Source organism: Escherichia sp. WS3227_2 (genome assembly GCF_046486495.1).
In the GTDB taxonomy this organism is placed as follows: domain Bacteria; phylum Pseudomonadota; class Gammaproteobacteria; order Enterobacterales; family Enterobacteriaceae; genus Escherichia; species Escherichia coli.
Window position 1 is genome coordinate 110,767 of record NZ_JBJQLG010000004.1, and the last position, 25,590, is coordinate 136,356.

General features: G+C 50.0%; 24 protein-coding genes. 8 read left to right on the forward strand and 16 right to left on the reverse strand.

Translation table 11 applies throughout. The features are described from left to right. Positions 1-39: 39 nt before the first annotated feature. Positions 40-1,488: a tRNA 4-thiouridine(8) synthase ThiI gene (locus ACJHXB_RS07260; RefSeq protein WP_000668662.1), complete on the reverse strand. Its 1,449-nt coding sequence runs from the start codon at positions 1,486-1,488 to the stop codon at positions 40-42. Positions 1,489-1,693: 205 nt separating this feature from the next. Here ACJHXB_RS07260 and xseB point away from each other — a divergent pair, with 205 nt between their 5' ends. From xseB to ACJHXB_RS07285, 5 genes are all read left to right on the forward strand, one after another. Further along, positions 1,694-1,936, forward strand: coding sequence for an exodeoxyribonuclease VII small subunit (gene xseB, locus ACJHXB_RS07265; RefSeq protein ID WP_001124935.1), 243 nt, complete (start codon positions 1,694-1,696; stop codon positions 1,934-1,936). Then, positions 1,936-2,835 carry a (2E,6E)-farnesyl diphosphate synthase gene (ispA, locus tag ACJHXB_RS07270; protein ID WP_000347217.1) on the forward strand — a complete coding sequence of 300 codons (900 nt, stop codon included), beginning with the start codon at positions 1,936-1,938 and terminating at the stop codon, positions 2,833-2,835. Before xseB ends, ispA begins: the two co-directional genes overlap by 1 nt. 24 nt (positions 2,836-2,859) lie before the next feature. Continuing rightward, positions 2,860-4,722 carry a 1-deoxy-D-xylulose-5-phosphate synthase gene (gene dxs / locus ACJHXB_RS07275; RefSeq protein ID WP_000006831.1) on the forward strand — a complete coding sequence of 621 codons (1,863 nt, stop codon included), beginning with the start codon at positions 2,860-2,862 and terminating at the stop codon, positions 4,720-4,722. 54 nt (positions 4,723-4,776) lie between these two features. After that, positions 4,777-5,751, forward strand: a complete 975-nt coding sequence (gene yajO, locus ACJHXB_RS07280; protein ID WP_001199800.1) for a 1-deoxyxylulose-5-phosphate synthase YajO — start codon at positions 4,777-4,779, stop codon at positions 5,749-5,751. Between the two features lie 231 nt (positions 5,752-5,982). Continuing rightward, a complete protein-coding gene (locus tag ACJHXB_RS07285; protein ID WP_000978315.1) occupies positions 5,983-7,554 on the forward strand; it encodes a pentapeptide repeat-containing protein in 1,572 nt (523 codons plus the stop codon). Between the two features lie 176 nt (positions 7,555-7,730). On the opposite strand, the gene pgpA is transcribed toward ACJHXB_RS07285, so the two are convergent. The 6 genes from pgpA to nrdR form a co-directional block, all read right to left on the reverse strand. Continuing rightward, entirely contained in the window at positions 7,731-8,246 is a 516-nt protein-coding gene (pgpA, locus tag ACJHXB_RS07290) for a phosphatidylglycerophosphatase A (protein WP_000154043.1), read from the reverse strand. After that, a complete protein-coding gene (gene thiL, locus ACJHXB_RS07295) occupies positions 8,224-9,201 on the reverse strand; it encodes a thiamine-phosphate kinase (RefSeq protein ID WP_000742097.1) in 978 nt (325 codons plus the stop codon). The genes pgpA and thiL overlap by 23 nt, the downstream gene beginning before the upstream one ends. A gap of 77 nt (positions 9,202-9,278) precedes the next feature. Beyond that, positions 9,279-9,698, reverse strand: a complete 420-nt coding sequence (nusB, locus tag ACJHXB_RS07300) for a transcription antitermination factor NusB (RefSeq protein WP_000801125.1) — start codon at positions 9,696-9,698, stop codon at positions 9,279-9,281. 19 nt (positions 9,699-9,717) lie between these two features. Then, on the reverse strand, positions 9,718-10,188 hold the full coding sequence (ribE, locus tag ACJHXB_RS07305) for a 6,7-dimethyl-8-ribityllumazine synthase (protein WP_001021161.1): 471 nt from the start codon (positions 10,186-10,188) through the stop codon (positions 9,718-9,720). 88 nt (positions 10,189-10,276) lie between these two features. Further along, positions 10,277-11,380, reverse strand: coding sequence for a bifunctional diaminohydroxyphosphoribosylaminopyrimidine deaminase/5-amino-6-(5-phosphoribosylamino)uracil reductase RibD (ribD, locus tag ACJHXB_RS07310; RefSeq protein ID WP_001150438.1), 1,104 nt, complete (start codon positions 11,378-11,380; stop codon positions 10,277-10,279). A 3-nt stretch (positions 11,381-11,383) separates the two neighbouring features. Further along, positions 11,384-11,833 carry a transcriptional regulator NrdR gene (nrdR, locus tag ACJHXB_RS07315; protein WP_000543535.1) on the reverse strand — a complete coding sequence of 150 codons (450 nt, stop codon included), beginning with the start codon at positions 11,831-11,833 and terminating at the stop codon, positions 11,384-11,386. 150 nt (positions 11,834-11,983) lie between these two features. On the opposite strand from nrdR, the gene ACJHXB_RS07320 reads away from it, so the two are divergent. Beyond that, positions 11,984-12,523, forward strand: a complete 540-nt coding sequence (locus ACJHXB_RS07320) for a DUF3251 domain-containing protein (protein ID WP_001389860.1) — start codon at positions 11,984-11,986, stop codon at positions 12,521-12,523. Between the two features lie 298 nt (positions 12,524-12,821). Further along, a complete protein-coding gene (gene tsx / locus ACJHXB_RS07325; RefSeq protein WP_001295328.1) occupies positions 12,822-13,706 on the forward strand; it encodes a nucleoside-specific channel-forming protein Tsx in 885 nt (294 codons plus the stop codon). 37 nt (positions 13,707-13,743) lie between these two features. Here the strand turns inward: tsx and yajD are convergent, their stop codons facing one another. The 6 genes from yajD to queA form a co-directional block, all read right to left on the reverse strand. Then, positions 13,744-14,091, reverse strand: a complete 348-nt coding sequence (gene yajD / locus ACJHXB_RS07330; protein WP_000974813.1) for an HNH nuclease YajD — start codon at positions 14,089-14,091, stop codon at positions 13,744-13,746. 128 nt (positions 14,092-14,219) lie between these two features. Continuing rightward, on the reverse strand, positions 14,220-15,191 hold the full coding sequence (gene secF / locus ACJHXB_RS07335; RefSeq protein WP_000046637.1) for a protein translocase subunit SecF: 972 nt from the start codon (positions 15,189-15,191) through the stop codon (positions 14,220-14,222). Positions 15,192-15,201: 10 nt separating this feature from the next. Continuing rightward, positions 15,202-17,049: a protein translocase subunit SecD gene (secD, locus tag ACJHXB_RS07340; protein ID WP_000934822.1), complete on the reverse strand. Its 1,848-nt coding sequence runs from the start codon at positions 17,047-17,049 to the stop codon at positions 15,202-15,204. 27 nt (positions 17,050-17,076) lie between these two features. Further along, positions 17,077-17,409, reverse strand: a complete 333-nt coding sequence (yajC, locus tag ACJHXB_RS07345) for a preprotein translocase subunit YajC (RefSeq protein WP_000007629.1) — start codon at positions 17,407-17,409, stop codon at positions 17,077-17,079. 22 nt (positions 17,410-17,431) lie between these two features. Further along, positions 17,432-18,559, reverse strand: a complete 1,128-nt coding sequence (tgt, locus tag ACJHXB_RS07350; RefSeq protein ID WP_000667319.1) for a tRNA guanosine(34) transglycosylase Tgt — start codon at positions 18,557-18,559, stop codon at positions 17,432-17,434. Between the two features lie 55 nt (positions 18,560-18,614). Continuing rightward, positions 18,615-19,685 carry a tRNA preQ1(34) S-adenosylmethionine ribosyltransferase-isomerase QueA gene (gene queA / locus ACJHXB_RS07355; protein WP_001266492.1) on the reverse strand — a complete coding sequence of 357 codons (1,071 nt, stop codon included), beginning with the start codon at positions 19,683-19,685 and terminating at the stop codon, positions 18,615-18,617. A gap of 295 nt (positions 19,686-19,980) precedes the next feature. On the opposite strand from queA, the gene acpH reads away from it, so the two are divergent. Then, complete coding sequence (gene acpH, locus ACJHXB_RS07360; RefSeq protein WP_001009884.1) at positions 19,981-20,562, forward strand: ACP phosphodiesterase; 582 nt, start codon at positions 19,981-19,983, stop codon at positions 20,560-20,562. A gap of 20 nt (positions 20,563-20,582) precedes the next feature. On the opposite strand, the gene ACJHXB_RS07365 is transcribed toward acpH, so the two are convergent. The 3 genes from ACJHXB_RS07365 to proY form a co-directional block, all read right to left on the reverse strand. After that, positions 20,583-22,028 carry a hypothetical protein gene (locus ACJHXB_RS07365; protein WP_000155934.1) on the reverse strand — a complete coding sequence of 482 codons (1,446 nt, stop codon included), beginning with the start codon at positions 22,026-22,028 and terminating at the stop codon, positions 20,583-20,585. Between the two features lie 187 nt (positions 22,029-22,215). Beyond that, the gene (malZ, locus tag ACJHXB_RS07370) at positions 22,216-24,033 is read right to left on the reverse strand and encodes a maltodextrin glucosidase (protein WP_001605099.1); all 1,818 of its coding nucleotides are present in this window, start codon (positions 24,031-24,033) and stop codon (positions 22,216-22,218) included. Positions 24,034-24,188: 155 nt separating this feature from the next. After that, complete coding sequence (proY, locus tag ACJHXB_RS07375) at positions 24,189-25,562, reverse strand: proline-specific permease ProY (protein ID WP_001366470.1); 1,374 nt, start codon at positions 25,560-25,562, stop codon at positions 24,189-24,191. Between the last annotated feature and the right edge of the window lie 28 nt (positions 25,563-25,590).

Here is a 25,590-nt window from a genome sequence, read left to right on the forward strand (position 1 = left end):
AACGTCGCATCTGACCAGATGCGACGTAAAAACCACAAATTACGGGCGATATACCTTCACATTGTTAAAGCCCTGCTCGCGCAGATAGAGCGCCTGCAGGCGGCTCATCACCCCGCGCTCACACCACAACAGCCAGGTTTTGTTCTGGTCGAGATCGCCAAATTTGGTGCTCAGTTTATAGAACGGCAGAGAAACCACATCAATCCCTTCGACTTTCAGCGGCTTATCTTCCTGTTCATCGATAGAACGGATATCGAGGATCACGTCGTTCGGGCCGAAGCCATTGACGGTTTCCACTTCCACCACTTCCTGCTCGGTCTGCTGGGCGATTTCGCGGATATCAACGTTATTCGCTTCCTCAACCACTTTATCGAGAATGCTGAAGTCGAACTTCTCTTCTTCCGCTTCAATCTTCGATTTAACCGCTTTCACCGTCGGGCTTTTGGAGATCACACCGCAATATTCGGGCATCGTGCGGGCAAAGTCTTCAGTGCCAATCTGGCGAGCCAGGTTGATGATGTGCTCTTTGTCGTAAGAAATCAGCGGACGCAGGATCAGCGTGTCGGAGACGTTATCAATCAGGCGCAGGTTAGTCAGCGTCTGGCTGGACACCTGGCCCAGTGCTTCGCCAGTGACCAGCGCCTGTACACCGTAACGTTCAGCCACTTTAGACGCGGCACGCACCATCATACGTTTGAGGATAACACCCATCTGACCGTCGTCGATTTTCTCGAGAATTTCCCCGACGACAGGTTCGAAATTAATAGCGACAAAACGCACGCGGTGGGAGCTGCCAAAGCGGTTCCACAGATAATGCGCCACCTGACGCACGCCAATTTCATGCGCCGCGCCGCCGAGGTTAAAGAAGCAGTAATGCACGCGGCAGCCGCGACGCATCAACATATAGCTGGAAACGCCGGAGTCGAAACCACCGGAAATGAGCGACAGCACATCTTCCTGGGTACCAATCGGGAAACCGCCAATACCTTCATAGCGACCTTTAATCAGCAGGAGACGATCGTCTTCCACTTCCAGATGGACAGTGACATCCGGGTTAGTCAGCTTCACGCGCGCGGATTCAATATGCTGATTTAAACCGCCGCCGACGTAACGTTCCACATCAATCGAGCTAAAATCATGTTTGCCGCGGCGCTTCACGCGTACGCAGAAGGTTTTCCCTTCCAGCTGATCGCGATACTGAACCAACGCTTTCTCAAAAATATCGTGCATGTCGGTAAACGGCACGTCTTCGACTTCGAGAATATGGTGGATACCCGGAATACGGGTCAGGGCGTCGCGAATGGCCAGACGCTGGTTTTCATCTTTTGCGCGAACTTCGATGTTATCCCAGTGGCGGACGACAGCGAGCGTCTCATCATAGTGCTTTAAAACGTTACGAATGTTCCCGGTAAGGATTTTTATAAAGCGCAAGCGCACAGATTGGCTTTTGATGGTGATTTCCGGGAACAATTTAATGATAAACTTCATGGCGGCAATGGTTCGTTGGCAAGCCTTAAGCGACTTGTATAGGGAAAAATACAGCAGCCCACACCTGCGGCTGCATCCAGGCGCGGAAGTATACCACTAACATCGCTTTGCTGCGCACATCACCTTACCATTGCGCGTTATTTGCTATTTGCCCTGAGTCCGTTACCATGACGGGGCGAAAAATATTGAGAGTCAGACATTCATTATGCCGAAGAAAAATGAGGCGCCCGCCAGCTTTGAAAAGGCGCTGAGCGAGCTGGAACAGATTGTAACCCGTCTGGAAAGTGGCGACCTGCCGCTGGAAGAGGCGCTGAACGAGTTCGAACGCGGCGTGCAGCTGGCACGTCAGGGGCAGGCCAAATTACAACAAGCCGAACAGCGCGTACAAATTCTGCTGTCTGACAATGAAGACGCCTCTCTAACCCCTTTTACACCGGACAATGAGTAATGGACTTTCCGCAGCAACTCGAAGCCTGCGTTAAGCAGGCCAACCAGGCGCTGAGCCGTTTTATCGCCCCACTGCCCTTTCAGAACACTCCCGTGGTCGAAACCATGCAGTATGGCGCATTATTAGGTGGTAAGCGCCTGCGACCTTTCCTGGTTTATGCCACCGGTCATATGTTCGGCGTTAGCACAAACACGCTGGACGCACCCGCTGCCGCCGTAGAGTGTATCCACGCTTACTCATTAATTCATGATGATTTACCGGCAATGGATGATGACGATCTGCGTCGCGGTTTGCCAACCTGCCATGTGAAGTTTGGCGAAGCAAACGCGATTCTCGCTGGCGACGCTTTACAAACGCTGGCGTTCTCGATTTTAAGCGATGCCGATATGCCGGAAGTATCGGATCGCGACAGAATTTCGATGATTTCAGAACTGGCGAGCGCCAGCGGTATTGCCGGAATGTGCGGTGGTCAGGCATTAGATTTAGATGCGGAAGGCAAACACGTACCTCTGGACGCGCTTGAGCGTATTCATCGTCATAAAACCGGCGCATTGATTCGCGCCGCCGTTCGCCTTGGTGCATTAAGCGCCGGAGATAAAGGACGTCGTGCTCTGCCAGTACTCGACAAGTACGCAGAGAGCATCGGCCTTGCCTTCCAGGTTCAGGATGACATCCTGGATGTGGTAGGAGATACTGCAACGTTGGGAAAACGCCAGGGTGCCGACCAGCAACTTGGTAAAAGTACCTACCCTGCACTTCTGGGTCTTGAGCAAGCCCGGAAGAAAGCCCGGGATCTGATCGACGATGCCCGTCAGTCGCTGAAACAACTGGCTGAACAGTCACTCGATACCTCGGCACTGGAAGCGCTAGCGGACTACATCATCCAGCGTAATAAATAAACAATAAGTATTAATAGGCCCCTGATGAGTTTTGATATTGCCAAATACCCGACCCTGGCACTGGTCGACTCCACCCAGGAGTTACGACTGTTGCCGAAAGAGAGTTTACCGAAACTCTGCGACGAACTGCGCCGCTATTTACTCGACAGCGTGAGCCGTTCCAGCGGGCACTTCGCCTCCGGGCTGGGCACGGTCGAACTGACCGTGGCGCTGCACTATGTCTACAACACCCCGTTTGACCAGTTAATCTGGGATGTGGGGCATCAGGCTTATCCGCATAAAATTTTGACCGGACGCCGCGACAAGATCGGCACCATCCGTCAGAAAGGCGGTCTGCACCCGTTCCCGTGGCGCGGCGAAAGCGAATATGACGTATTAAGCGTCGGGCATTCATCAACCTCCATCAGTGCCGGAATTGGTATTGCGGTTGCTGCCGAGAAAGAAGGCAAAAATCGCCGTACCGTCTGTGTCATTGGCGATGGCGCTATTACCGCTGGCATGGCGTTTGAAGCGATGAATCACGCGGGCGATATCCGCCCTGATATGCTGGTGGTTCTCAACGACAATGAAATGTCGATTTCCGAAAATGTCGGTGCGCTCAACAACCATCTGGCGCAGCTGCTTTCCGGTAAGCTTTACTCTTCACTGCGCGAAGGCGGGAAAAAAGTTTTCTCTGGCGTTCCGCCCATTAAAGAGCTGCTCAAACGTACCGAAGAACATATTAAAGGCATGGTGGTGCCTGGCACATTGTTTGAAGAGCTGGGCTTTAACTACATCGGCCCGGTGGACGGTCACGATGTGCTGGGGCTTATCACCACGCTGAAGAACATGCGCGACCTGAAAGGCCCGCAGTTCCTGCATATCATGACCAAAAAAGGTCGTGGTTATGAACCGGCAGAAAAAGACCCAATCACCTTCCACGCCGTGCCTAAATTTGATCCCTCCAGCGGTTGTTTGCCGAAAAGTAGCGGCGGTTTACCAAGCTATTCAAAAATCTTTGGCGACTGGTTGTGCGAAACGGCAGCGAAAGACAACAAGCTGATGGCGATTACTCCGGCGATGCGTGAAGGTTCCGGTATGGTTGAGTTTTCTCGTAAATTCCCGGATCGCTACTTCGACGTGGCAATTGCCGAGCAACACGCAGTGACCTTTGCGGCGGGTCTGGCGATTGGTGGGTACAAACCCGTTGTCGCGATCTACTCCACTTTCCTGCAACGCGCCTATGATCAGGTGCTGCATGACGTGGCAATTCAAAAGCTTCCGGTCCTGTTCGCCATCGACCGCGCGGGCATTGTTGGTGCTGATGGTCAAACCCACCAGGGCGCTTTTGATCTCTCTTACCTGCGCTGCATACCGGAAATGGTCATTATGACCCCGAGCGATGAAAACGAATGTCGCCAGATGCTCTATACCGGCTATCACTATAACGATGGCCCGTCAGCGGTGCGCTACCCGCGTGGCAACGCGGTAGGCGTGGAGTTGACGCCGCTGGAAAAACTGCCAATTGGCAAAGGCATTGTGAAGCGTCGTGGCGAGAAACTGGCGATCCTTAACTTTGGTACGCTGATGCCAGAAGCGGCGAAAGTCGCTGAATCGCTGAACGCTACGCTGGTCGATATGCGTTTTGTGAAACCGCTTGATGAAGCGTTAATTCTGGAAATGGCCGCCAGCCATGAAGCGCTGGTCACCGTAGAAGAAAACGCCATTATGGGCGGCGCAGGCAGCGGCGTGAACGAAGTGCTGATGGCCCATCGTAAACCAGTACCCGTGCTGAACATTGGCCTGCCTGACTTCTTTATTCCACAAGGAACGCAGGAAGAAATGCGCGCCGAACTCGGCCTCGATGCCGCTGGTATGGAAGCCAAAATCAAGGCCTGGCTGGCATAATCCCTACTCCACTCCTGCTATGCTTAAGAAATTATTCATGGCAGGAGTGGCAGCATGCAATACAACCCCTTAGGAAAAACCGACCTTCGCGTTTCCCGACTTTGCCTCGGCTGTATGACCTTTGGCGAGCCAGATCGCGGTAATCACGCATGGACACTGCCGGAAGAGAGCAGCCGTCCCATCATTAAACGCGCGCTGGAAGGCGGCATAAATTTCTTTGACACCGCCAATAGCTATTCCGATGGCAGCAGCGAAGAGATCGTCGGTCGCGCACTGCGGGATTTCGCCCGTCGTGAAGACGTGGTCGTTGCCACCAAAGTGTTCCATCGCGTTGGTGATTTACCGGAAGGATTATCCCGTGCGCAAATTCTACGTTCTATTGACGACAGCCTGCGCCGTCTCGGCATGGATTATGTCGATATCCTGCAAATTCATCGCTGGGATTACAACACGCCGATCGAAGAGACGCTGGAAGCCCTCAACGACGTGGTAAAAGCCGGGAAAGCGCGTTATATCGGCGCGTCATCCATGCACGCTTCGCAGTTTGCTCAGGCGCTGGAACTACAAAAACAGCACGGCTGGGCGCAGTTTGTCAGTATGCAGGATCACTACAATCTGATTTATCGCGAAGAAGAGCGTGAGATGCTGCCGCTGTGTTATCAGGAAGGCGTAGCGGTGATTCCGTGGAGCCCGCTGGCGCGGGGCCGTCTGACACGTCCGTGGGGAGAAACTACCGCACGACTGGTGTCTGATGAGGTGGGTAAAAATCTCTATAAAGAAAGCGATGAAAATGACGCGCAGATCGCAGAGCGGTTAACGGGCGTCAGCGAAGAACTCGGTGCAACACGAGCACAAGTTGCGCTGGCCTGGTTGTTGAGTAAACCGGGCATTGCCGCACCGATTATCGGAACTTCGCGGGAAGAACAGCTTGATGAGCTGCTGAACGCGGTGGATATCACCTTGAAGCCGGAACAGATTGCTGAACTGGAAACGCCATATAAACCGCATCCGGTCGTAGGATTTAAGTAAATCTCGCTTTTCAGCCATTTTATCTGCTGAATTCCCCATCGTCTGCGATGATGGGGACAACGTACCTCCCATCACCTTCTGTAACCATAATCCACCTCTGCAACAAAAAATTCTTGGTGATTAAATTTACAGCTATTCATCGTCTTCATCCCTTTGAGCGATTTTTGATAGTTTCTCCAGGTAATATCCCCTAAAACTGTCTTATTTAGTCAACGTAAGAGGATTACAATCATGATGAAAACTATCACCAAACAACCGATCCTGTTTACTGATGTACCGGTTGCAGATTTAAGAAACTCAATGAAGCACGATTTAAATCAAAATCTTATCGAAAGGCTATGGAACAAAATTCGTGATTTTTTTCTGGACAGTGATAAACAAAAAGCATTTAAATCGATTCATAAATACATCAATACATTGTCAGTTCTAAATTATAATTCAGCGTCATCTCCAGATCCCAATTTTAATATAGATGCATCGTCAGATTTAGACTCATATTTAAACCTGAAATTTGATAACCTCTCGCCCAAACAAAAGCAGACCACGCTTTGTTGCTTTTGGAATAAAATTGCATCCTCATTGCCAGAGCCATACAACAGCACCATCAAACATAACATTATTTTTTATAAAGTCGGAGAAAATCTGATGATACGTGGAACTATCTCTATTGTTAACGAGGTAGTAAAGACTTATTCACTCCCAATAGAAAAGGATGACAATGGATATTACGATTTCAGCGGTCTATATCTAGCACACAGCAATATTTCCGGTAAAGATCCCAATAAAGATCCCGATATAGATTTCGGTATAGATCTGGGAAACTGTAACTGCTCAAATGTCAACTTCGAACATACTTATTTTGATAGCGTCAAGTTTACAAATACGAATTGTACAAATGCGAATTTTAACAGTTGTAGATTTATCAAATGCGATCTAACAAATATGAATTGCACTGGCGCAATTCTTGATAATGCGGTGATATATGGTAAAGAAAAAGAACCTGAGATGCAATATCCAGAAGCAGATCAAATAATACAAAGGATAACTTATCAGAAATCACATGGGAATGAAACGAAAGGGATGATTCTAACTAACTGCTCCTGTGTTAAAACCACTTTCAATTGGGCAGATTTATCAGAAAGTGATTGCCAAAATGTGGACTTTAGCGAGGCTAATCTTTCAAACACTATTCTTCCTGACATCGTCAGGATGAAAGGCACGAAACTTTACCGTACCGACCTTTTTAATCCGATATTAAAAGCAGAAGCAGAATCAACAGAAGAAAAAGATATTAGCCCATTAGCAAAAATTATTCTTGACTATATTGAATCAGATAAAAACCCTGAGTCATTAAAATTTGATGAAAAATCAACAACCACTAAAATAATACAAGATATCGATAATTTTATTTTCTATAATCAGCATTTAAAGAGCATATTCAATCAAGCAATGAATCTTGAAGGAAAAATAAGCAGAAAAAAATACAATGAGATTTTTAACTATAAACAAGAACAAGCCAGGCAATATTTCATCGGCCAGTATAAAATAACAAAAAATGATTATTTAAAGAAAATACCTTTAACTGCACAATTAATTGCAAAATACAAAATGGATGATCAATTGGACCAACTTTTGGTTACCCGTGAAATTCAAGATGAAATAAAACCAAAGATTCAAGACAAAATAGATGAACTTTCTAAAAATTTATTCAACACTATAAACCAAACCATTAAGGATAACTTTGATGATATTTTTCGGCAACAGTCAGAGAATATGAGCAATTATTATGAGTTCGTCGACTGACGATATTTGAGTGTACGTGAATTATGAGTGACAAAGATACACCTTAAAATATCGCCGTATAATATATTCGGTGATGTCGGGTTTTACTTTAACAGAGTGCCCCAAAATTGGGGCACTGTTCATTTATAAATCAAACCGGGTGGTCTGGAATCGCCTACACCTCCCGGTCAATGGCATTAAAGAATACCCAGCGGCCAGTGATGACCGATAAAGTACAGGATGCCTGCGGAAATTACCCCGGCGACAATATCGTCGATCATGATCCCCATGCCGCCATGTACATTGCGGTCAAACCAGCGGATCGGCCACGGTTTCCACATATCCAGGATACGGAAAATCACAAACCCGGCGGCGACCCACTGCCAGTCATTGGTCGGCAGCGCCATGAGCGTGATCCACATACCAATAAATTCGTCCCAGACAATGCTGCCGTGATCGTGCACGCCCATGTCTTTCGCCGTTTGATGACAAAGATAGACGCCGATACAGATCCCCAGCATCACCACCAGCGAATAGAGCTGCCAGGGCAAAAAGGTCATCAGATACCAGAACGGAATCGCCGCCAGCGATCCCATCGTGCCAGGAACGATTGGGCTTAATCCACTTCCGAATCCGACAGCAAGCAGATGCCACGGATTACTCATCTTCAGGCGACTTTTCGCGACATCTTTATGGCGTGGCAAAATGGTCATATCCTTTCCAGTCGAACGTGACAGGTTCGCCGTCACGAATAAAACAAAGCCCTTCGATATCGGCGGTCATTTGCCCGATACAGGTAAACGGTACGCCCAGATGACCGAGAGCCACATCCAGCGCGCCACGGTTCAGTTCCGGCACCGTGAAACACAACTCGTAATCTTCACCGCCAGAGAGCGCCCAGCGCAGCGCCTGTTCCGGCTCAACATGGCGAGAAAGCGCATCAGAAAACGGCAGCAATCCCAGGTCAATACGTGCGCCACAGTCGCTGGCTTTCACGATATGCCCGAGATCGGAAATCAGACCGTCAGAGAGATCGATAGCTGAATTTGCCAGATCGCGCAGTGCCTGTCCCTGTAAAATACGCGGCGACGGACGGAGATGACGTTTGATCAAGTAGTTCGCATCTTTAGCATCGGCAACCTGCAAACGGTTTTGCAAAATCGCCAGCCCGGCGGCGCTATCGCCCGGTGTACCGGTCACATAGATCCAGTCACCAGGTTTCGCCCCAGCGCGCGTTAAGGCTCGTCCCATCGGAACAAAGCCGTGGATACCCAGCGTCATTGATAATGGCCCACGCGTGGTATCGCCGCCAATGAGTTGCATATCGTAATAATTGAGAAGATCAAACAAACTGTCGCTGAAGGACTCAAGCCACGCTTCGTCGACGTCCGGTAAGGTTAATGCCAGCGTCAGCCAGGCCGGATCGGCCCCCATCGCAGCCAGATCGCTTAGGTTCACCGCCAGTGCTTTATACGCCAGATCAGCAGGATCGATATCAGGGAGGAAGTGGTTGCCCGCCACCAGCGTATCAGTGCTGATCGCCAGGGTCTGTTTCTCGGGGATATTGAGAAGTGCGCAATCGTCGCCAATGCCCAGTTCGACATCAAGACGAGAACTTCTTACACGGTCAAAATAACGGGCAATCAGGGAGAACTCGCCACATGCCATACGTTATGCCTCAGCAGGTAAAAAAGAAAAGGCCGGCGATCGCGGAACGGTCTTCCGTGAATCTACCGGCCTGGATATCACTTTTTGTTAGGGCGAATCACAGGTGCTGCTTTATCGAGTACGCCGTTGACGAACTTATGGCTGTCTTCTGCGCCGAACGATTTCGCAAGTTCGATCGCTTCGTTAATGGCCACTTTGTATGGCACATCGCTACGTTTAGACAGCTCGTACAGCGCAATGCGCAGTACTGCTTTTTCTACCTGGCCCAGTTCTTCCAGCAGGCGGGACAGGTATGGCTTCATCAGTCCGTCGAGGTATGCGGTGTTAGTCGCCACCCCGGCCAGCAGCTCACGGAAGTACAGGACGTCAACGTCTTTTACATCCTGTTCAGCCAGGAACTGGTATTCAACATCAGCGATGTCGTTCTGGGACAACTGCCAGGAGTAGAGCGCCTGGACGGCACACTCACGAGCGCGGCGACGAGCAGCAGGTTTCACGGATTTCCCCTTACTAATTTCAGGCCTTGATGGCTTTCAATACATTAATCATTTCAAGCGCGGTCAGTGCAGCTTCTGCACCTTTGTTGCCAGCTTTGGTGCCAGCACGTTCGATCGCTTGTTCAATGCTTTCAGTGGTCAGAACACCAAAAGCAACCGGAATTTCGCTGTCCTGGGCAACATGCGCCAGGCCGTTGCTTGCACCACCAGCGACATATTCAAAGTGGGCAGTGCCACCACGAATAACCGTACCCAGCGCAATCACCGCGTCGTATTTACCGGTTTTAGCCAGTGCACCCGCCGCCAGCGGCAGCTCATAGGCACCAGGCACCCAAACAACGGTAATGTTTTCATCTTTTACCTGACCGATACGTTTCAGTGCGTCAATTGCACCTTCCAGCAGGCTGTCATTGATAAAGTTGTTGAAACGCGCGATGGTGATGGCGACGCGAGCGTCCGGGGTAGCAACGTTAGCTTCAATAATGTTCATTTTCTTCCTTCGGGTTCGAGTATGGCCCCGCAGGGGGGCGGATTTTAGCATAATATTTCGTGCGCTGCTTCCCTTTCGAGCCGGGAGATCATGCACCCACTAAATGCAGGCAAACATCCGGGCCTACATGACGTATCTCTTTGAATTTAAATTGGGGGGCGTCGGCTAATTTCTCAAGTCCTGGCAGCGTGCATAATCCACGGGCGTCGTTGCCTAATAGTTTAGGTGCGATATAGACAATCAGCTCATCAACTAAACCAGCCTGTAGCAATGCGCCAGCGAGCGTTGGCCCCGCTTCCACCCAGATGCTGTTAATTTGCTGTTTACCCAGTTGCATCATCAGTACAACCAGATCCAGATGACCTTTATGCTCTGGAATCAGCAAGGTACGCACCGTTTCCGGCCACTCACGAGAATCTTCCTGCGTACGCGCGAACCAGGTTTCGCCGGGCTGCTGCACAATGCGATGTTCCGGCGTCACGCGATTTTGGCTATCAATCACAATACGTACCGGCTGGCGGAGATTGTGTTGCGGGTAGAGCCCCTGAGTTTGTTCATCCAGTTCAGACCAACGCACCGTTAAGGCTGGATCATCCGCCAGCACCGTGGCGCTGCTGGTTAAAATGGCATGACTTTGCGCGCGCAGGCGTTGTACATCACGCCGCGCCTGGGGCGAAGTGATCCACTGGCTTTCGCCGCTCGCCATCGCCGTGCGACCATCAAGCGATGCGCCAAGTTTTAACTGAATATAAGGAAAGCCGGTGCGCATCCGCTTGAGAAAGCCTTTATTCAATTGCTCGGCTTCACTCATCATCAGCCCGTGGCTGACGTCAATGCCAGCCTGTTGCAGACGGTAAAGTCCACGTCCAGCGACCTGCGGATTGGGGTCTTGCATTGCGGCAACCACGCGCGCCACGCCCGCAGCAATTAATGCATCACAACACGGTGGCGTACGACCATGATGGCTACAGGGTTCGAGTGTGACATACGCCGTTGCGCCTTTGGCTTTTTCGCCAGCCATGCGCAACGCGTGTACCTCGGCATGCGGTTCACCCGCTCGTTGATGGTAACCTTCACCGACAATTTCGCCATCTTTGACAATGACGCACCCGACATTCGGGTTGGGATGCGTGGTAAAACGTCCTCGTTGCGCCAGCTTTAGCGCCCGCGCCATGTAATACTCGTCCTGCACGGCTTAGTCCTCCAGGCGCGCGATCTCTTCGCCAAATTCTTTGATATCTTCGAAACTGCGGTAGACAGAGGCAAAACGGATATAGGCGACTTTATCGAGCTTTTTCAATTGCTCCATCACCAGATTGCCAATCATCTTGCTCGGCACTTCGCGCTCACCGGTGGCGCGCAGCTGCGATTTAATATGATTGATTGCCATTTCGACGTCATCGGAACTCACCGGACGTTTTTCCAGCGCCCGCAGCATTCCGCTACGTAATTTCTCTTCATTAAACGGTTCACGCACGTCGTTGCTTTTTACAACACGCGGCATAACCAGCTCCGCCACTTCAAAGGTGGTGAAACGTTCATTACACACCAGACACTGCCGACGGCGGCGTACGGATGAACCCTCGCCCACGAGACGAGAGTCAATTACCTTAGTGTCCACGGCGAAACAGAATGGGCAATGCATACGGCGTCCTGACCAGGTGGTTAACAGAAATCTATTTTACCCTGAACTGACGATACAACAAAGGCGCAACGCTTTTGAGATAAAGGATCGATGCTTTCGCTGCTTTTACCCTCTACCATTAGGCTAATTGCGACGAGAAAGGGACGACCTATGAATACTAACGTTTTTCGACTGCTCCTGCTGGGAAGCCTGTTCAGCCTTAGCGCCTGTGTGCAGCAAAGCGAAGTGCGGCAGATGAAACACAGCGTCAGCACACTGAACCAGGAGATGACGCAACTCAATAAAGAAACGGTCAAAATCACTCAGCAAAACAGGCTGAATGCAAAATCCAGCAGTGGGGTTTACCTTCTGCCTGGAGCGAAAACACCAGCAAGACTGGAAAGCCAGATCGGTACTTTACGTATGTCGCTGGTGAATATTACGTCTGATACAGATGGCACCACCCTGACGCTACGTATTCAGGGCGAGTCGAATGATCCCTTGCCCGCATTCAGCGGAACTGTTGAATATGGGCAAATTCAGGGAACAATAGACAACTTTCAGGAAATCAATGTGCAGAATCAATTGATTAACGCCCCCGCCAGCGTCCTCGCCCCCAGCGATGTTGATATTCCGTTACAGTTAAAGGGTATGTCTGTGGATCAGTTAGGCTTTGTACGTATCCACGACATTCAACCTGTTATGCAGTAAACGTATTGCGGGGCGATTTTGTGCGTCCCGCAACATCTTTTCCCGTCATTTTGTTACTCCGCTTACATCACCTGGATTGATAGTAAAAGTTTGCAACAAGGGTGAAAGTCAGTACAATCCCCGCCCGAATGTGTGTAAACGTGAACGCAATCGATTACGTAAATGATAGAACTGTGAAACGAAACATATTTTTGTGAGCAATGATTTTTATAATAGGCTCCTCTGTATACGAAATATTTAGAAACGCAATTTGCGCCTTTTTCACTCCCGCAAGGGATTTTCAAACAGTGGCATACATATGAAAAAAACATTACTGGCAGCCGGTGCGGTACTGGCGCTCTCTTCGTCTTTTACTGTCAACGCAGCTGAAAACGACAAACCGCAGTATCTTTCCGACTGGTGGCACCAGAGCGTTAACGTTGTCGGAAGCTATCACACCCGTTTCGGACCGCAGATCCGCAACGATACCTACCTTGAGTACGAAGCATTCGCTAAAAAAGACTGGTTCGACTTCTATGGTTATGCGGATGCGCCGGTATTCTTCGGCGGTAACTCCGATGCAAAAGGTATCTGGAACCACGGTTCTCCGCTGTTTATGGAAATCGAACCACGTTTCTCCATCGACAAGCTGACCAATACTGACCTTAGCTTTGGTCCGTTCAAAGAGTGGTACTTCGCGAACAACTACATTTACGACATGGGTCGTAATAAAGATGGTCGCCAGAGCACCTGGTACATGGGTCTGGGTACCGATATCGATACTGGCCTGCCGATGAGCCTGTCCATGAACGTCTATGCGAAATACCAGTGGCAGAACTATGGCGCAGCGAATGAAAACGAGTGGGACGGTTACCGTTTCAAAATTAAATACTTTGTGCCGATTACCGATCTGTGGGGCGGTCAGCTGAGCTACATCGGCTTCACCAACTTCGACTGGGGTTCCGATTTAGGGGATGACAGCGGTAATGCAATCAACGGTATTAAGACCCGTACCAATAACTCTATCGCTTCCAGCCATATTCTGGCTCTGAACTACGATCACTGGCACTACTCTGTCGTAGCTCGTTACTGGCACGACGGTGGTCAGTGGAACGACGATGCAGAACTGAACTTCGGCAACGGCAACTTCAACGTTCGCTCTACCGGCTGGGGTGGTTACCTGGTAGTAGGTTACAACTTCTAATTGTGAGAATGCCGGATTTCATATCCGGCATTTTTTATCACTTCTTCTTATTCATCATCGCTTTTAAATCAGCGAATGGGTTGTACTTCGCTTCACCGACATCTTTCTGCGCATCTTCCCCTGCGATAACGGTCGTACCATACTGATCCGCTTCGGTATATTTTGAATGCTCGTGATCGTGGCAATAAAGACACAATAACTCCCAGTTACTGCCGTCTTCCGGGTTATTGGTATGGTCGTGATCAATGTGGTGAACGGTAAGTTCACGCAGGTTGGAATAAACAAACTCGCGAGAACAGCGACCGCAGACCCACGGATAGATTTTTAATGCTTTTTCGCGATAGCCGCTTTCTAACCGCGCATAGTTTTTAGGGATGATAGCCATGAAAAGTTACCTGGATGAAATGTAGGGTTACGCGCAGTTTCCCAAGATGCGGGGATTTTCGCAATCTCCATACATCAAAAAAAATCCCGATCTTCTGACCGGGATTTTCAACATCAACGGGAACTTGATTACGGCAGAATTGACGGCTGATCCGCCCCTTCTTTTTCCACTTTCTGTTGCAGCATATGCTCACGCTTCATACCCAATTTCAGGGCCAGCGCCGATGCCACATAGATGGAAGATGCAGTACCGATGGAAACACCAATCAGCATGGTCAGCGAGAAGCCTTCCAGTACCGGACCACCGAAGAGGTACAGCATCAGGATAACCATCAAGGTAGTACCGGATGTGATCAAGGTACGGTGCAGCGTCTGGGTCAAGGACACGTTAAAGATTTCGTAAGGCGTACCGCGACGGATCTTGCGGAAGTTTTCACGAATTCGGTCCGATACCACGATACTGTCGTTAAGCGAGTAACCGATAACCGACATCAACGATGCCACAATGGTCAGGTCAATCTCGATATGGAATAACGACAAAATACCCAGCGTAATGATAACGTCGTGCGCCAGCGCAATAACCACCCCTGCCGCCAGTCGCCACTCAAAGCGGAAACCTACGTACACGAGGATAGACAGCAGCGCTGCCATCAACGCCATCGCACCGGTTTGCGCAAGGTCTGCCCCCACGCTCGGACCGACGAACTCAATACGCTTCACTGCTGCATTCTGATTGGTGGATTCGTTAATCACCTTCAGAACCTGGCTGCCCAGCACCTGACCGCCGGTTTCGCCTTCAGCAGGCGGCATACGGACCATGATGTCGTGGCTGCTACCAAAGTTTTGCAGCATCGGCTCTTCAAAACCGGCTTTTTGCAATGCATCACGCATTACGTCAATTTCAGCCGGTTTTTCGAGCGTAATTTCAATAACCGTACCACCGGTGAAATCCAATCCCCAGTTAAAGCCACGCACGCCCATAATAACGATAGCGGCGATTAAAAGCAGACCAGAGATGCCAAAAGCCCAGTAGTCCCAGCGCATAAAGTCATAGACTTTACGGCCGTGGTTTAGTTGTTCAACAGTATATTCCTGTGCCACATCGCACTCCTCAGATTGACAGCTTCTTGACGCGCTTGCCGCCATATAGCAGGTTTACGATGGCACGCGTACCGACAATCGCGGTAAACATCGACGTCGCCACACCGATACCGGTAGTAATCGCGAACCCTTTAATTGCCCCGGTACCCACTGCGTACAGGATGATGACTTTAATCAGCGTGGTGATGTTCGCATCGAAGATAGAACTGAATGCGCCACGATAACCTTCATCAATTGCCTGTTGAACAGTACGTCCGTTGCTCAACTCTTCTTTAATACGTTCGTTGATAAGTACGTTCGCATCGACCGCTACCGCAAGGGTTAAGACAATACCCGCGATACCTGGCATACTCAGCGTTGCGCCTGGCAACAGCGACATAATGCCGACGATCAAGATCAAGTTGGCAATCAGAGCACTGGTCGCAATCAGACCAAACTTCTTATAGAAGATGATCATGAACAGAATAGAAACCAGCAGACCGGCAAGGCAAGCCTCCAGCCCCTGCTCAATGTTCTGCATACCCAGGGTCGGGCCAATGGTACGTTCTTCAACAATCTGAATCGGCGCGATCAACGCACCGGCACGCAGCAGCAGTGACAGCTGACGGGCTTCGTTCGGGTTGTTGATGCCGGTGATACGGAAGCTGTTACCCAGACGAGACTGGATGTTGGCGATGTTAATCACCTCTTCCTGTTTCACCAGAACCGCACGACCGTTTGCATCTTTCTTACCGCTGTCTTTGTACTCCACAAACAGGGTCGCCATCGGTTTGCCGATGTTGTCCTTGGTGAAGTTAGACATAATGTTGCCACCTGCGCTGTCGAGCGAGATGTTAACCTGCGGCTGGTTGTATTCGTCCTGGCTGGAAGTTGAGTCGGTGATATGGTCACCGGTCAGAATTACGCGTTTGTACAGCACAACTGGCTGACCTTCGCGGGTCTGTTTCACTTCAGAGTCGCCCGGTACGCGGCCGGAAGCCGCTGCGGCCTGATCAACGTTGGTGTTTACCAGACGGAATTCCAGCGTTGCCGTCGCACCCAGAATCTCTTTCGCACGCGCGGTGTCCTGAATACCAGGCAGTTCAACAACGATACGGTCAGCACCCTGACGCTGAACCACCGGCTCCGCCACACCAAGTTGGTTTACACGGTTACGCAGGATATTAATGTTCTGCTGCACCGCATATTCACGCGCTTCACTCAGGCGAGCATCGCTCATTACCGCACGCAGCTGGTTGCTGCCCTGGCTGCTAATCACCAGGTCCGGATGGCGCTTGCTCAGATACGCAATGGCTTCATCACGAGCTTTAGCATCGCGGAAAGTGATGCTCAGGCCGTAGTTGTTTTCTTTACGAACGGTGGTATACGGGATGCCCTTTTCGCGCAGGTCGCTGCGCAGGCTATCGATGTTTTGTTCCTGGAGTTTGCCAAGCGCGGTGTCCATATCCACTTCCATCAGGAAGTGAACGCCGCCACGCAGGTCAAGGCCGAGCTTCATCGGCTCAGCGTGAATAGCTGCCAGCCAGCGCGGCGTTGCCGGGGCAAGGTTAAGCGCCACGACGTATTTGTCACCCATAACGCCCATTAATGCTTCACGAGCGCGCAGTTGGGTGTCAGTGGAGTCGAAGCGCGCAAGAATAGCGCCCTCTTCCAGTGCCACAGACTTAGCAGTTATTTTTTCTTCTTGTAACGTTTTCTGGACCTGGATCAGCGTTTGCTCACTGGCGGCGACTCCGCGCGCACCAGTGATCTGAACAGCCGGATCCTCACCAAACAGGTTGGGAAGCGCATACAGCAGACCGATGACAATCACCACGATCAGCATGACGTACTTCCACAAAGGATAACGGTTTAACACGGCAATTCCCTTAGGGAAAAATTTTAATTACAGCGCCTTCATGGTGCCTTTCGGCAGAACGGCAGCTACGAAGTCACGTTTAATAACTACTTCAGTGGTGTCATTCAGCGCGATAGCAATGTAGCCGTTTTCCGCTACTTTGGTTACGCGACCAACCAGGCCACCGTTCGTCAGAACTTCATCACCTTTGGCAATGGAGTCCATCAGCTTTTTGTGTTCTTTGGTGCGCTTCTGCTGTGGACGCAGGATCATGAAATAGAAAATCAGACCGAATACCACCAGCATCAAAATCAAAGACATCGGGCTACCTTGCGCCGGTGCACCCGTTGCCGCTACCGCATCAGAAATAAAAAAGCTCATTAAATTTCCCTCATTATTAATATTAATCAACGTTCAAAGGTGGTACTTCTCGCCCCTGACGCTGGTAAAAATCAGTTACGAAGCTCTCTAATTTACCCTCTTCAATAGCCTTGCGTAAACCCGCCATCAAACGCTGGTAGTAACGAAGGTTATGAATGGTGTTGAGTCGCGCGCCTAATATTTCGTTGCAACGGTCGAGATGATGCAAGTAAGCGCGTGAATAATTGCGACAGGTGTAGCAATCACACTCAGGATCGAGTGGGCCAGTATCGCTCTTATACTTCGCATTGCGGATTTTCACCACGCCATCGGTCACGAACAAATGACCATTTCGGGCGTTGCGGGTTGGCATTACGCAGTCAAACATATCGATACCGCGACGCACGCCTTCAACCAGGTCTTCTGGTTTACCAACGCCCATCAGGTAACGCGGTTTGTCTGCCGGAATTTGCGGGCATACATGCTCCAGAATGCGGTGCATATCTGCTTTCGGCTCACCCACAGCCAGACCGCCGACAGCGTAGCCATCAAAACCGATATCTACCAGACCTTTAACAGAAATATCACGTAAATCTTCGTAAACGCTGCCCTGAATGATACCAAACAGCGCATTTTTGTTTCCGAGACTGTCAAAACGCTCACGGCTACGCTTCGCCCAACGCAGAGACATCTCCATGGAGCGTTTTGCGTAATCCCAGTCAGCAGGATACGGCGTACACTCATCAAAGATCATGACGATATCCGAACCAAGATCGTACTGAATCTCCATCGACTTTTCCGGGTCGAGGAAAATCGGGTCGCCGTTGATCGGGTTACGGAAGTGAACGCCCTGTTCGGTGATTTTACGAATATCACCAAGGCTGAAGACCTGGAAGCCGCCGGAGTCGGTAAGGATTGGTCCTTTCCACTGCATAAAATCGTGCAGATCGCCGTGCAGTTTCATGATTTCCTGGCCCGGGCGCAGCCACAGGTGGAAGGTGTTACCGAGAATAATTTGTGCGCCAGTGGCTTCAACTTCTTCCGGCGTCATCCCTTTTACGGTGCCGTAGGTGCCAACAGGCATAAAACAAGGCGTTTCCACTACGCCACGATCAAAGACCAGGCGGCCACGGCGTGCGCGACCGTCGGTGGTGTCCAGTTCAAATTTCATTTTTTCTCCACTACGTCAGAAAAACAGTCCAACGTTTTAAACCAGCGCCGCGGAATTACTCCCCGACGCGCTCATTAATTGCCTGCGGATTGTACGTGATAAACATCGCATCACCGTAACTAAAAAAGCGATATTTCTCTTCTACCGCTGCTTTATAGGCGTTCATGGTGTGTTGATAACCGGCAAAGGCCGAAACCAACATAATCAGCGTCGACTCTGGCAAGTGGAAGTTCGTCACCAGCGCATCGACCACTTTGTACTGAAAGCCCGGATAGATAAAGATTTGGGTGTCGTCAAAGAACGGTTCGATGAGATCGTTTTTCGCCGCCTGAGCCGCGCTTTCCAGTGAACGTACTGAGGTGGTGCCAACCGCAATCACCCGGTTACCGCGCGCTTTCGCCGCCAGTACCGCGTCTACCACATCCTGCGGTACTTCAGCGTATTCCGAGTGCATGATGTGATCTTCAATGGTGTCGACGCGCACCGGCTGGAAGGTGCCCGCACCAACGTGCAGGGTGACGAACGCCATCTCCACGCCTTTGGCGCGTAATTTTTCCAGCAAAGGTTCGTCAAAATGCAGACCAGCGGTCGGGGCTGCAACCGCGCCCGGTTTTTCGCTATAAACGGTTTGATAAAGTTCGCGGTCAGCGTCTTCGTCCGGACGGTCGATATACGGCGGCAGCGGCATATGGCCGATGCTGTTGAGGATATCCAGTACCGAACGATCATCATTAAATTCAACTTCAAACAGTGCGCCGTGGCGCGCGGTCATTGTTGCGTTAATACTTTCGTCATCGCCCAGCAGCAGTTCTGCGCCAGGTTTTGGCGCTTTCGAGGCGCGAATATGCGCAAGAATGCGTTTGTCGTCGAGCATCCGCTCAACCAGCACTTCAATCTTGCCGCCACTGGCTTTACGCCCAAACAGGCGCGCCGGGATCACGCGAGTATTATTAAAAACCAGAAGATCGCCGGGGTTGAGCTTATCGAGTAAATCGGTGAAAGTACCGTGCGTCAGCGCGCCCGTCGGCCCGTCCAGCGACAGTAAACGACAGCTACTGCGTTCAGGCATGGGATAGTGGGCAATCAGGGATTCGGGCAATTCAAAGGAGAAATCGGTAACGCGCATGACACTGACTCAGACTAAAATAAGAGGCGGGTAGTCTAGTGCCGGGGCGCTCTCCCTGCAACCTTTACCCTCCTTGATGGATGACATAATCTATACACAAAATCATTCAAGATGCATCGAGATGGCAACTGAATGAGTCCCCAGGAGCTTACATTAAGTAAGTGACTGGGGTGAGTGACAAATCTGTCCGGAACAGATTTGAACACCGTGTAACGGTGGCCCGTAAGGGCGAGGCTCATGGATGAGCCGAGTAACTAGCAGCCAACGAAGAGGCAGTTTGAAGGATGAAGTGTATATGAATTTTTTAGCTCACCTGCATTTAGCCCATCTCGCGGAAAGCTCGCTTTCCGGCAATTTGCTGGCTGATTTCGTACGCGGAAATCCTGAAGAAAGTTTTCCACCCGACGTCGTGGCTGGCATTCATATGCATCGGCGCATTGATGTACTAACCGACAATCTGCCGGAAGTCCGCGAAGCACGGGAATGGTTTCGTAGTGAAACCCGCCGTGTTGCGCCTATTACGCTGGATGTCATGTGGGATCACTTTCTTTCCCGCCACTGGTCGCAGCTGTCGCCGGACTTTCCGCTACAGGAATTTGTCTGTTATGCCCGCGAGCAAGTGATGACGATTTTGCCGGACTCACCGCCGCGCTTTATCAATCTGAACAACTACTTATGGTCAGAGCAGTGGCTGGTGCGCTATCGCGATATGGATTTCATCCAGAACGTGTTAAACGGCATGGCAAGCCGTCGGCCACGTCTGGATGCCCTGCGTGACTCCTGGTACGATTTAGACGCCCATTACGATGCCCTGGAAACCCGCTTCTGGCAGTTTTATCCGCGGATGATGGCACAGGCGTCACACAAGGCGCTCTGAAACTTCAAGCTCCGGCGTCACTATTTTTTAGCATTCGCATCCAGCGGGGCGGCATAACAGCTGTAAGAAAAACATTCGCTGGAATGATTGGCGATATCTTTAAAGTTGCTTTCAGCAACCCCCTCGAACATGAGTACCGTTCTGGACAACTCTCCGTTTTCATTTATATATGGAAAATCAAATTGTGTACTGAATCGCCATACATCTGTCTTTTCTGGCTCGCTGTTCACAGAGATACGTCGATGGAAGACTCCTCCTGAAAACGTGCGCCAGAACAATTGTTGATCAAAATCTTGTAATATCGCACACTTGGATGCTATTTGACGTAGTAAACCTGCATACCGTGGACTGCCATTACGAGCAACATTATACAAACCCTGACTAAAAGCATCAAACAAACAATAGATATGATCACTAGTGAAAAAAGGTCTTAATTTTTTTTGTTCTTCATCGCTGTAATCTAGGAGCATCTCATTGATTTCTTCCGGTGAGAATTTTAAGACAAAATTATCCTCAGGATTTGTTTCTTTCTTGTTTTTTTCACTATTCTTCTCCTCAATGGTCTTCGCATTTTGTTTCGCAATTTTTTTCGCATTTTCTTCCTCAGTTTTTTTCGCAATTTTTTCCCGAGTTTTTGGTTTTAGACTAACACCATCGATGTCAACCGGTGTTGTTTTCAGATCTCTCTGCGCGTCTTCCAAATTTGTCTTATAGAGATCGGGTACTTTATCGGCAGATAAGTATCCGGATGAAGATATCTGGTGTGTTCGCATGGGGGGCTGTTCACAAAGCATCGAGGCTATATCGTCTTTAAACTCTTTTACATTAAAGTTATCGGCATTAACCTTCCCTGCTATAAACCCCGCATCGGCAATTTTCTTCTCTAATTGTTTTGTACGTTTAGAATAATAAGCGTTGTTATCATAAAACTTTTCAAGAAGGGCCCACTCCTCAAGTTGCCTTATGTGATTTTTCAACTGTTGATGATCTATTTTATATTCATGTGTACTAGAATCATTTTGGTTGCAGGGGTTACAGATTTTTAAGCATAATTTTCCATCATAATTATTATCTATGGTATCAGTGAAAATATAGGACACTTCAATACTCTGCCCGTTCTTATCAGTCATCTCATATGACCATTGCCCCGTTCGTTTCGCATTCTTAATGAGTTCGATGGACTCTGCAGGACAACCATGAAGAATGGGCAGAATTTTCTCAGGATGCTTAATGAGTAAAATTATTATATTTACAATATTTGAAAAGAAATCTTTGCTATTTTTTATTTCATCGATTTTTTCCGCTGAAATGTTTACTAAGTTTTCATTTCCGGAAATGAAAAGCAATTTGCCATGGGGGCTTTTTTTAAATTGTTCTTCTGTTTTAGAAAAGACATCCTCTTTAAAAGGTGGCAACTCAGTACCAGTAATAAACGGTTTCAATAAATTCGAATTTGAAATTGTCATATCTTTGCTCCAATACAGGGTTATCCTGGAGCAGGTTGTACATAACCTCATGGGCAAAGAATACCAAAAATCGCTCATATCGAACGGGACAAATATTTAACAAACTCAGCCCTGACATTGAGCAGCTTTTTTGCGCTGCGTAGTGTCAGGGCTGATGACTAACGACGTAACAAATAAAACAGATGCTTTAGTTCATCCATACCGTAGCCGAAATGGCAGGCAAAGCCAGAATCCCGTCTGTCAGTTGCCCATGGCCTTCTTTGCGTTGCCAATGCGCAACATTAAGCAACGGTGACGCGGGTAGCACCACTTCACAGGCTTCTCCACGGTTGATTGCCACCAGTACACGCTGCTGATTCAGCACGCGGCCAAATACCACCACGTTATCTTCCGCATATAGCACCTGACAGCCGCCACGACGCAGCGCCTGACTTTTCTTACGCAGCGCAATCATTCGCTGGTACAGCGCGAATAACGCCGTATCCTGCTTTTCCACCTGCCAGGGGAACGGTTTACGGCAAAACGGATCGTTTTTACCATCCAGTCCCACTTCATCACCGTAATAAATGCACGGTACACCAGGCCAGGTGAACAACCAGACCACCGCCAGCGGCAGGCGCGCAATATCCCGACCGAGCAGCGTTTTAAATCGCGCAGTATCGTGGCTATCGAGCTGATTAAACATACGTAATTGCTGTTGATGAGAAAGCCCTGCGCGGTAATTATCCATCCAGGCCATACAGGTTTGGGCGTCAATTTGCTGCGGATCATAAGAGATATCGGTGTTGGCGAGAAATCCCCACAACGGGAATGTGAAGCCGCGATAGTTCATGGCGGCATCTTCCACATCGGCCTGTAACCATTGCCGTGCATCGCCAAAATGCTCTCCAACTATATACGCTTCCGGCTGGGTTTCTTTCGCCGCTTCGGTGATCCCGGCAACGTGCTGCAAATTATTGCGCGCCCCACCCGCTTCCCCCAGCATATGCACCACATCCAGCCGCCAGCCGTCCATATTCCACGGCGCTTTCAGCCAGTGGCGGACAATACTGTCTTCCCCGCGATAAATTTCATTCACCAGACTTTCCGACTGATAATCCAGTTTCGGCAAGCTGGCATAGCCCAGCCAGTCGAGCGCCGTGCCATCATCACTAAACGAGTACCAGTCGCGCCAGGGCGATTCGGGGTTGTGACAAGCTCCTCCCGTGCCACGATTATGCCTGTCAAACCAGGCATGGGAATCGCCACTGTGGTTAAACACGCCGTCCAGCACCAGCCGCATTCCCAGCTGCTGCGTATTGTGTCGCAAACGCAACAACGCCCCATCACCGCCAAACTGCGGATCGACATGGCGATAATCCTCGGTATCGTATTTATGTACGCTGGGAGCTTTAAACACCGGATTAAGATACAGCGCCGTCACGCCAAGTTTTTTCAGATACGGCAGTTTTTCGCTGATACCGTCCAGATCGCCGCCATAGAACGTTGATCCGCCCGCCTGCGCCGTGACCGGTTCATCCCAGTCACGCAATATGATCTCTTGTCCGGCTGCGTGATGATAATAGACATGATCCTGTTCAGCTTCACGAGGAAGACTACGGGCGAAACGATCAGGGAAGATCTGATAAAAAATCTGATCCGCAGCCCATTGTGGGCCGATATCCGGGACATCGACGGCAAACTGCTCCAGTCGTGCTGGCGGCATTCGGCTGAAGCCCTGCGGTGTAAACCAACGCTGGCGATCGTGCCACAGTAATTTGAAACTATAACGCCGCCGAGGTTGCCCGCTGGAGAGATCGATCGCCGCCCGCCATGCGGTGACGCCAGGCTGCGGCTGACTGCGCTGCTTATGCATCGGTACTGACGTTTCTTCGTTGTCGTGTTCTGTACGCAGCATAATGCGCTGCGGTGGGTCTTCGCCCGTCAGCCACAGTGTAATGAGCAGTTGATCTTTGCTTTGTTTAACAAATGGGGGCACCGGCAGGTGCCATGCATTTAACATCATAATTCCCCTGTGATGAAAATCTGATCACCTTGCCATAGCCTAATGCAGGATCACTCATCATCTGAAGGATATTTGGGGGAGGAGGACGGGGGCGGATAACTTTCGGAATAGCCGGATCAGGATTTCCTCCTGAACCGGCTTACAGAACGCAAGGATTAGTGGTTTTCAGCCAGCTGACGATCGTGGCGGCGCTTAAATATCCAGCCAATCAACAGCACAACAATCCACGCGAAACCGACATACAGCGAGATACGCGTATCCGGGTGATAACCAATCAACCCGATAATAAAGAGCAGAAAAATCAAACCGCCGATGGTGGTTGCTACCCCACCCGGTACTTTAAATTTCAGCGCCTTAACTTCTTCTGGCGGTAAACGGCGACGGAAGGCGATTTGCGACAGCAGGATCATAATCCACACCCACACCGTGGCGAAGGTCGCCAGCGAAGCGATCACCAGGAAGACGTTTTCCGGCATGATGTAGTTCAGATATACCGCAAACAATAGCGCGGTAGTCATCACCAGCACCGTGACCCACGGAATACCACGACGCGAGGTTTTGCTGAAAATTTTTGGCGCGCTGCCCTGCTCTGCCATACCGTGGAGCATACGGCCTACGCCAAATACGTCACTGTTAATTGCCGAAAGCGAAGCGGTCAGCACAACAAAGTTAAGAATGCTGGCGGCAAAGGTAATCCCCATATGCTGGAACGTCAGTACGAACGGGCTACCGGCAGTGCCAACCTGATTCCACGGGTAGATAGACATAATGACGAACAGCGTACCGACATAGAACACCAGAATACGCATCGGCACGGAGTTAATCGCACGCGGAATCGATTTCTCAGGATCTTTCGCTTCACCGGCGGTAATCCCGATAATTTCGATCCCACCGTAAGCAAACATCACCATTTGCAACGACATCACCATCCCAAGCCAGCCGTTACTGAAGAAGCCGCCGTTGCTCCACAGGTTATGAATACCGGTCGGTTGCCCGCCGTTGCCAATCCCCCAGATGATGATGCCGAAACCGGCGACAATCATGATGATGATAGTGGCGACTTTAAAGAACGAGAACCAGAATTCCAGCTCACCGAATACCTTCACGCTCATCAGGTTTACGGCGCAAATGATCAGCACCACGCTCAGTACCCAAATCCAGTGCGGCACCGTCGGGAACCAGACACCCATATAGATACCAAAAGCGGTCACATCGGCGATGGCGACAATAAGGATTTCAAAGCAGTAGGTCCAGCCGGTAATGTAACCTGCCAGCGGGCCGAGGTTTTCCTGCGCATAACGCGAGAAAGAGCTGGCGGCCGGGTTATGTACCGACATTTCCCCCAGCGCACGCATAATGATATACGCCGCGATACCACCGATAATATAGGCCAACAACACGCTCGGACCGGCCATTTTGATGGCGTCTGCCGAACCGTAAAACAACCCGGTGCCAATTGCTGAACCCAGTGCCATAAAGCGTATGTGGCGGGTACTTAGCCCACGCTTTAGCTTGTTCTTACTTTCCATCAATTCCTAACCCATCAACACAATAAAA

Coding starts and splice junctions, on each gene's coding strand:
- yajC (WP_000007629.1), bottom strand. CDS start 17,409: ATGAGCTTTTTTATTTCTGATGCGGTAGCGGCAACGGGTGCACCGGCG.
- pgpA (WP_000154043.1), bottom strand. CDS start 8,246: ATGACCATTTTGCCACGCCATAAAGATGTCGCGAAAAGTCGCCTGAAG.
- tgt (WP_000667319.1), bottom strand. CDS start 18,559: ATGAAATTTGAACTGGACACCACCGACGGTCGCGCACGCCGTGGCCGC.
- ACJHXB_RS07285 (WP_000978315.1), top strand. CDS start 5,983: ATGATGAAAACTATCACCAAACAACCGATCCTGTTTACTGATGTACCG.
- ACJHXB_RS07365 (WP_000155934.1), bottom strand. CDS start 22,028: ATGACAATTTCAAATTCGAATTTATTGAAACCGTTTATTACTGGTACT.
- tsx (WP_001295328.1), top strand. CDS start 12,822: ATGAAAAAAACATTACTGGCAGCCGGTGCGGTACTGGCGCTCTCTTCG.
- thiL (WP_000742097.1), bottom strand. CDS start 9,201: ATGGCATGTGGCGAGTTCTCCCTGATTGCCCGTTATTTTGACCGTGTA.
- queA (WP_001266492.1), bottom strand. CDS start 19,685: ATGCGCGTTACCGATTTCTCCTTTGAATTGCCCGAATCCCTGATTGCC.
- ACJHXB_RS07260 (WP_000668662.1), bottom strand. CDS start 1,488: ATGAAGTTTATCATTAAATTGTTCCCGGAAATCACCATCAAAAGCCAA.
- malZ (WP_001605099.1), bottom strand. CDS start 24,033: ATGATGTTAAATGCATGGCACCTGCCGGTGCCCCCATTTGTTAAACAA.
- ispA (WP_000347217.1), top strand. CDS start 1,936: ATGGACTTTCCGCAGCAACTCGAAGCCTGCGTTAAGCAGGCCAACCAG.
- xseB (WP_001124935.1), top strand. CDS start 1,694: ATGCCGAAGAAAAATGAGGCGCCCGCCAGCTTTGAAAAGGCGCTGAGC.
- ribE (WP_001021161.1), bottom strand. CDS start 10,188: ATGAACATTATTGAAGCTAACGTTGCTACCCCGGACGCTCGCGTCGCC.
- proY (WP_001366470.1), bottom strand. CDS start 25,562: ATGGAAAGTAAGAACAAGCTAAAGCGTGGGCTAAGTACCCGCCACATA.
- yajD (WP_000974813.1), bottom strand. CDS start 14,091: ATGGCTATCATCCCTAAAAACTATGCGCGGTTAGAAAGCGGCTATCGC.
- dxs (WP_000006831.1), top strand. CDS start 2,860: ATGAGTTTTGATATTGCCAAATACCCGACCCTGGCACTGGTCGACTCC.
- acpH (WP_001009884.1), top strand. CDS start 19,981: ATGAATTTTTTAGCTCACCTGCATTTAGCCCATCTCGCGGAAAGCTCG.
- ACJHXB_RS07320 (WP_001389860.1), top strand. CDS start 11,984: ATGAATACTAACGTTTTTCGACTGCTCCTGCTGGGAAGCCTGTTCAGC.
- yajO (WP_001199800.1), top strand. CDS start 4,777: ATGCAATACAACCCCTTAGGAAAAACCGACCTTCGCGTTTCCCGACTT.
- nrdR (WP_000543535.1), bottom strand. CDS start 11,833: ATGCATTGCCCATTCTGTTTCGCCGTGGACACTAAGGTAATTGACTCT.